This is a genomic window from Streptomyces cacaoi (genome assembly GCF_006539165.1).
Lineage (GTDB): Bacteria > Actinomycetota > Actinomycetes > Streptomycetales > Streptomycetaceae > Streptomyces > Streptomyces cacaoi.
Genome location: NZ_BJMM01000106.1, coordinates 1 through 7,280, shown reverse-complemented (window position 1 = coordinate 7,280; position 7,280 = coordinate 1). Strand labels below are relative to the sequence as shown.

At 73.5% G+C, this 7,280-nt stretch carries 3 protein-coding genes and 1 pseudogene; 1 reads left to right on the top strand and 3 read right to left on the bottom strand.

Annotated features, from left to right (window positions below):
• The 3 genes and pseudogenes from SCA03_RS34070 to SCA03_RS35430 all read right to left on the bottom strand — a co-directional run.
• Positions 1 to 1,680 (bottom strand): annotated as a pseudogene (locus tag SCA03_RS34070) (hypothetical protein); the annotation flags it as partial.
• A gap of 18 nt (positions 1,681 to 1,698) precedes the next feature.
• A complete protein-coding gene (gene eccCa, locus SCA03_RS34065; protein ID WP_230989099.1) occupies positions 1,699 to 5,805 on the bottom strand; it encodes a type VII secretion protein EccCa in 4,107 nt (1,368 codons plus the stop codon).
• A 90-nt stretch (positions 5,806 to 5,895) separates the two neighbouring features.
• Positions 5,896 to 6,351 (bottom strand): WXG100 family type VII secretion target, encoded by a 456-nt coding sequence (locus SCA03_RS35430; RefSeq protein WP_158102302.1) that lies wholly within the window; start codon positions 6,349 to 6,351, stop codon positions 5,896 to 5,898.
• Between the two features lie 223 nt (positions 6,352 to 6,574).
• Here SCA03_RS35430 and SCA03_RS35425 point away from each other — a divergent pair, with 223 nt between their 5' ends.
• A complete protein-coding gene (locus tag SCA03_RS35425; RefSeq protein WP_158102303.1) occupies positions 6,575 to 7,210 on the top strand; it encodes a hypothetical protein in 636 nt (211 codons plus the stop codon).
• Positions 7,211 to 7,280 lie beyond the last annotated feature (70 nt).

Here is a 7,280-nt window from a genome sequence, read left to right as displayed (position 1 = left end):
GCGGCCCGTGCGACCACCGCCGCCACCGCCCGCGCCGGTGGAGTCGCCCGGGCTGTGCGGCTTGGCCGTGCCGTACGGGTTCTGCGGCGAACCGCCCAGCTTCTGGCCGGGGTTGTCGAACGGGTGGGAACTGTTCGGCTTGCCGGACCCGGTGCCCTCGCCGGGGCCGCCGGAGCTGTTCGGGACACCCGGCTTCCCCGTCCCGTTCGGGCTCTCCTGCGAACCACCCAGCCGCTGCCCCGAACCCTCGACCGGGCCCCGCTGTCCGGGCGCGCCGGAGCCGGGGGTCTGCCCGGTGCCTCCCGGACGGTTGTCGATCGTCGCGGGGTAGTCGTAGCCGCGGCCCGTGCGGTCACCGCCGCTGCCGCCCGGCCCGGTGGGGCTGCCGGAGGGCCGGCCGTTGACGGGGGTCGGGCTGCCGCCGGGGGTGTTGTTGGTGTGTTCGCCGCCGCGCTGGCCGCCCGGTGTGGAGTGGGGCGTGGCGTGCTGGTCCTGTCCGGTGACCCGCGGCGGGTTGCCGGTGCCCTGGCCGTGCGGGGACGTCTGCGGTGTGCCCTCGGTGCCGCCGCCTCCGCGGGGTGCGGGCGGGGTCTGCGCAGGAGCGCCGGGCCCGGAGCCGGTCTTCGGGGTGGGGGCGCCGCCGGGGCCGCCGGGCCGGGGCACGGCGGCGGGTGTGCCGGGAGGTGTGGCGGGGGTGGAGGTGGACTCGCCCTTGCCGCCGGGGTTGGGGGCGCCGGGGTTGCCGAGACTGCCGTTGCCGGGGCCGCTGTTGGTGGGGTGTGCCTCGTTGGCGGAGATGCCGCCGCCGCGGGAGGTCGGGGGCTGGAGTCCGCCGCTGCCGCCGAGTCCGCCGGGGTGGGTGGTGGTGCTGTCGCCGCTGGTGGGGCGGGGCGGCGGGCTGACGGAGGGTCCGCCGCCGCCGACGCCGGGGGTGTTGCCGCCGCCGGAGCCGGGGCGCGGTGCGGGGGCGGGCGGGTTGCCGGTGGCACCGGGGCCGCGCCCGTACGGCGGAGGGGAGCCGACGTCGACCTTGTTCATATAGGCGGAGCCGCCGCCGAGCGCGCCGCCGAGCAGCCCGCCGAGGCCCACGCTCCAGGCTTCGGCGCCCCAGTCGATGTCGTAGTCGGTGCCGGCGATGGCGGCGCCCGCCTCGCCCACTGCGACGTCGATGCCGAGCGTGGTGGCGGCGCCCGCGACGGCGCCGCCGGCGAACCCGGCGACGGTGGTGGCGACCGTGCCCATCCGGGACGCGATCTGGGCGATCACGGGGATGAGCCGGGATATCACCTGGCCGAGCATGCTCAGCAGCGGGCCGAGCAGCGGGCCCAGCCCCAGGGTGACGATGCCGACGAGGAAGCCGATGATGTTCGACCAGAAGGCCGCGTTGAGCTTCTTCGCGTACTCCTCGGCCGCCGCGTACAGCTCCTCGCCGTACCGGTTGATCGTCTGCCCGATGGTCCAGGCGGTCTCGGCGGCCTTGTCGATGGTGGTCCCCATCGCCTCGTCCCAGGCGCGGTGAACGGCCGTGCCGGCGTCACCGGTCATACCGAGCCCGTCGAGGTGCCCGTTGATCGCGGTGCGCCGCTCGTGGAGTTCGTCCCCGAGCCGGATCCAGGCGTTGCCCAGCTCGTAGATCTCTTCGACACTGATGCTGCCGAGTACGGACTCCGCGGTCTCCATGGGCCGTTCTCCCCTGAATCAGGCGTGGTTCTGTGCTTCGGTGCCCGGTGCCGGGACCGCTCGGAGGGGCGCAGGGCCGGTGCCGTGCGGCGTGTCCTCCTCGTCGAGGGCGAGCTGCACGGTGGTCGGCTCGTGCTGCCGGCGCACCAGGACGGCGCGCCCCGGCTTGCGGACGCGGGCCCGCTGGTCGCCGATGAGCGGGCCTTCCCGGTGGTCGCCGGACAGCAGCAGCCCGCCGGTGCCGATCTCCTTGAGCTTGCTGAGCAGCGGGTCGGACATCAGGGACCTGGCGGCACCGCCGACCCGCCGGGCGAGGACGAGGTGGAAGCCCAACTCGGCCGCCTGCGGGATGAATTCGGCGAGCGGGGCGAGGGGGCCGCGGCCCATGCTGCCGGCGGCCAGGTCGTAGTCGTCGGCGACGACGTACAGCTCGGGGCCCTGCCACCAGTCGCGGCGGCGGAGCTGTTCCGCGGTGACGTCGGCCGGCGGGATGCGCTCGCGCAGGGTGGCGGCGAGCGCGGTGGCCTGGCCCGCCACCAGCTCGGAGTCGGCGCCGCGTGCGCCGATGTACTCCGGGGGCACGGCGTCGAGCAGGCTGTGCCGGTAGTCGACGACCATGAACCGCACCTCGCGTGCGGAGTGCCGGGCGGCGAGCCCGCGCATCCAGGCGCGCAGGAAGCCGGTCTTGCCGGAGCCGGAGTCGCCGAAGACGACGAAGTGCGGTGTCCCGTCGGTCAGATCGATGCCGACGGGGCGCAGGTCCGACTCGCGCAGCCCGATGGGGACGTCGCGCTCGCCGATGCCGGGGCCGTGGCCGTCCCAGCGTTCCGCCGGCGAGGGCGCGGCCGTGGTGGCCAGTTCGCGGACGGTGACCCGCTCGGGCAGCACCCGCAGCGCCGGTGCGGCCGGGCGGTGCCACGACTTGCCGATGCGGTCGACGAGCTGCCGCTCGGCCTCGGCGAGCCCGTCCAGGGTGTCCACGCCGTCCAGCCGGGGCAGCGCGATGTGGTGGACGAGGCCGGGCGAGCACAGCCCGCGTCCGGGCGGTGCCGCGCCCAGGGCGCGGGCGGCGGGCCGGCTGATCTCGGACTCGGAGGGGTCGTTGAGGTGGAGTTCGAGCCGTCCGGGGATGTTGTCGCGCAGGTTGACGCGGATCTCGGCCCAGCGGTTGGCGGTGAGCCACAGGTGCACGCCCACGCCGAGGCCGCGGGTGGCGATGTCGGTGAGCGTCTCGACGGCGCTGTCGTCGGCGCTGTTGAGCGCCGCCCAGTTGTCGACGACGAGCACGATGTCGGCGGCGCGCACGCCCTCGGGCAGTTCGCCTTCCGCCCTGCGCCTGCGCAGCTCGGCCGCCGAGGGGATGCGCAGGTCGTGGAACATCTGCTCGCGGGCGGTGACCAGCTTGCCGACCTCGGCCAGCACGCGGCGCACCCGCTCGTCGTCGCGCCGCCCGGCGACACCGGCGACGTGCGGGGCGTCGGCCAGGCCGTGCAGCGCGCCGCCGCCCATGTCGATGCAGTAGAACTGCATCTCGTCGGGGGTGTGGGTGAGCATCGCGCTGAGCATGGCGGTGCGCAGGAAGGTGCTCTTGCCGCTCTGCGGTGCGCCGATGAGGGCGAGGTGTCCCTGGCGTTCCGTCAGGTCGAGGGCGAGGGGCCGCTGTTCCTGCCGGGAGGGCACATCGATGACGCCGACGGGGAACTTCAGCTGGCCGGTGAACGGCCACTGGGCGCAGCGCAGCCCCAGCTCGGGGTCCACCTCGGCGTCGGCGAGCAGCGCCTCCAGGCCGAAGTGGCCCGGCAGCGGCGGCAGCCACACCTGGTGTCCCGGCGCGTCCTTGTTGAGGAGCCGTTCGACGAGGGTCTCCAGTTCGGTGGCGTCCGAGTCCGGGTCCAGTTCGAGGGCGACGGGTTCCGCCTCCTCGACGGCCAGCGGCGGCAGATCGCCGTGGGCGGCGTAGGGCACCGGTTCGGGCCGCACGCCGGTGGTGTCGGCGCCGTCGTTGCGGTAGGGCGCGGAGACGTGGGCGACGCGGAAGCGTTCGTACACCGACTCGTCGACCTTGAAGTAGGCGGAGCCGGGGATGGCGGGCAGCGTGTAGGCGTCGGAGGTGCCGATCACGGCCCGGCTCTCGCCGGCGCTGAAGGTGCGCAGGCAGATCCGGTAGGACAGATGGGACTCCAGGCCGCGCAGCCGGCCTTCCTCCAGCCGCTGGGTGGCCAGCAGCAGATGCATGCCCAGCGACCGGCCGACGCGGCCGATCTGCACGAACAGGTCGATGAAGTCGGGCCGCTGGGAGAGGAGTTCACCGAACTCGTCGACGATCAGCAGCAGATAGGGCAGCGGCTCCAGCGGCCTGCCGTGCACATCGGTGCCGCCGGCGGCCTGCTTGAGCTGGTACTCGCGGACGGTGTCGACGTTGCCGGCCTCGCGCAGCATGCGCTGCCTGCGCTGCTGCTCGCCCTGGAGGGCCGCGCGCATCCGGTCGACGAGCGCGAGGTCGTCGGCGAGGTTGGTGATCAGCCCGGAGACGTGCGGGAGTTCGGTGACCCCCGCGAAGGTCGCGCCGCCCTTGAAGTCGACCAGGACGAAGGAGAGATGCTCCGGTGCGTGCACGGTGGCCATGCCGGTGACCAGGGTGCGCAGCAGTTCGCTCTTGCCGGAGCCGGTGGCGCCGACGACGAGCCCGTGCGGGCCGACACCGCCCTGCGCCGACTCCTTGATGTCCAGGTCGAGGGGTTCGCCGGTGCCGGTGACTCCGATCGGCACGCGGAGCAGTTCCTTGGCGTCGGGGCTGCGCCGCACCCTGCCGGGCTCCAGCCGGCCGGGGTCGGGTATGCCGAGCATGCCGGAGAGCGAGACATGGCCGGAGAGGACCTGATCGCGTTCGCCGGACAGCCGCAGCGGGGCCAGGGCGCGGGCGGTCTGTTCGCACACGGCCGGCTGTGCCACGTCCGCGGTGGCCTTCTCGACGGTGGCGTGCAGCCCCTCGGCGCGTGCCTGGAGTTCGAGGCCGCCGCGGGAGTCGACGCGGGCCCTGGCGTCCACCCGGCCCGGTTCGGAGCCCTCCTCCTCGACGAGGCACACCACGTGCACGCCGAGGTCGGGTCCGGCCTCGGTGAGCAGCTGGGCGAGCAGCGGGCTGCGGGCCCAGGGCGCGGCCGGGTCGTAGTCGTCGAGGAAGACCACCAGGCGCTCGGTCGGTGCGCTGTCGCGGCGGGAGACGATGCGGTTGTTGCGCTCGGCGCGGGCGGCGACGGCGTCGTCGAGCACGCTTTGCAGATGGTCCTGGAGCCCGCCGAGGTCGGCGGAGAGGAGCGGCACGACCTCCTGTTCGCGCCGTCGGCCGGCCTCCTCGGGCAGCTGCGCGTGCGGCAGCCACTTCGCCCATTCCCAGGCGGAGTTGCCGCCGGTGACGACGGCGACCCGGACGTCGTCGGGCGCGTGCAGCACGGAGAGCTGGAGCAGCATGGTGCGGGCGAGTTCGCGGGTGCGCTCGGGCGGGCCGAGGAGGCTCACCACGCCCGAGGCGCGCAGGTCCAGCCAGGCGGCCTGGTTGTCCACCGTGCCCAGGGTGCGTACCAGTTCGGCGGCGGCGTGCCGGGACTCGGTGTCGACGTCGATGGTCGGGTCGCTCTGCGTCGGCAGGGACAGCTCGTGGGCGAGCGGCACGGTTCCGGTGCCGACCCGCAGGCGCAGGAAGTCGCTGTCACCCGGCCGCCGTTCCCACACGCGGCGGCGCCGGGTGGCGATGGCCCACAGCCGGTCGGGGTGCGGGTGGCGCCAGGCGTCGGCGAGCCGCTGTGCGATCGCGGCCCGCTCGGCGGACTTCCGGGTGTCGGCGAGGTACTCCAGATAGCGCTCGCGCTGCCGTTCCTGGTTGCGCCGCCTGCTGCCGCGCAGCTGCATGCGCACGCCGATGGTGATACCCACCGAGACCACGACGAAGGCGACGCCCAGCAGGATCATCCAGGCCCTGCCGTAGGCGACCATGTACGCGGCCATGCTGATGCTGCTGAGCAGCGGCAGCAGCAGCATCAGCCAGCCTGCCGCGCCCTGGGGCTGGGGCCGCTGCGGCGGGCTGGCCAGCGCCGTCTTGCCGTCCGGCATGGGCGGCGGCGTCATCCTCACGGGGCGGTGGAACGCGATTCGACTCAACTTGCTCTGCCTAGCTGGCTCGGAGGGGTCTCGGGTCGGACGGGTGCGGTGCGGCGGTCAGTTGTCGGGGAAGGTCATGGTGACCGCCGTCTTGTTGGTGTCGGTGACCTCTTCGGGCGGGGTGTCCTTCGGGTCCTCGTCCCCGCCGTCGCCGCCTGCCGACAGCTGGTTGCGGAACTCGTTGAACGCCTTGGTGACGCCGCTCTCGGCGTTGGCGAAGTTGCTGGCGGCCGAGGAGACGCCGTTGGCGAGCGCGTTGAGCACGCCCTTGTCCGGCTCGTCCTCGGTGCCGAACAGGCCGGAGATGACCCGGATCCACTCGTTGGAGACCTCTTCGGCCGCCTTCGCCGAGTCGCCCTGCCAGGCGATCTGGAGCGAGTCGAGCTGGGTCTTGATGTTCTTCAGCCCGGTGGCGACGGACTCCGAGTAGGTGTGGAGGGTCTCGGCGGACGCCTTCATCCCGGAGGGCGAGACGTTGATGACGGATGTGTCGTAGTCCACGGACTCAGGCATGGTGCGCCGTCCTTCCTGCGGGGTGCGGCCGTCCCGGTGCCCGACGGCCGCGGGCTGTCCGCCCGTTGCTGCCGTCCGGTCGGGAACACCGGCCGCGCTGGAGGTTTTTGACCGGAATGTACTGACAGGTCCGCTTCGAGCTGGTAGACCTGAACGCGATCCAACCTGAACAGACGTGCGATCCCCGGGCTCCGGAACACCCGGCGGGCACAAGGGAGAAGCGGTGAGCGAGTCCAAGGAAGACAAGATCGAGCCGATCGACTCGAAGTACGACGAGGACCCCCTGCCTCCGCCCGAGGAGGGCGACGGGGAGGAGCCCGAGCCGAGTGCGGACAACGGCAAGGACCTCAGCGGCCTCGTCCCCAAGGACGAGGTCGCCTGGGACGAGCCGCCCTCCTTCAACAAGGACCCGCAGGACATCGAGCAGTCGCAGTCCGACGGGCCGCCCGACGCACCCGACCCGGGCAGCGCCTCGGACCTGAAGATCGACCTGGCGTCCGTGCGCACCACGGAGGAGTCCATGCTCACCGAGGCCAGGACCGCGGTCGCGGCCTACGAGGAGCTGCGCTCCAAGGTGCTCTCCCAGCAGGACACCGTCTTCGGGCAGGGCGCCACCGTCAAGGACCTGGTCTACGACGGCCCCAACCCCGGCAAGATCGTGGAGACCCCCCACCCGTTCGCGACGAGCGGGGAGAAGTTCGCCGACGAGATGAACCCGGCGATGGAGCGCGCCCTGCTCCAGGTCGGCTCCGCGCTGGAGAAGCTCGGCGAGTACATCGCGCTCATCAACCACTCCGGCCAGGTGTACGCGCACACCGACCGCGAGTCCCGCTTCCCCGACCCGCCGGCCGCCGGCTGAGCGGGCTCCTCGGCGCCCCGTCCCCCGCCGCCGGGCGGAGGACGGGGCGCCCGGCGGTGCCTGCGGCGGG

Bases quoted from the DNA above. Each gene is read 5' to 3' on its own strand.
- SCA03_RS35430 (WP_158102302.1), bottom strand. From the start codon at position 6,351: ATGCCTGAGTCCGTGGACTACGACACATCCGTCATCAACGTCTCGCCC.
- eccCa (WP_230989099.1), bottom strand. From the start codon at position 5,805: ATGACGCCGCCGCCCATGCCGGACGGCAAGACGGCGCTGGCCAGCCCG.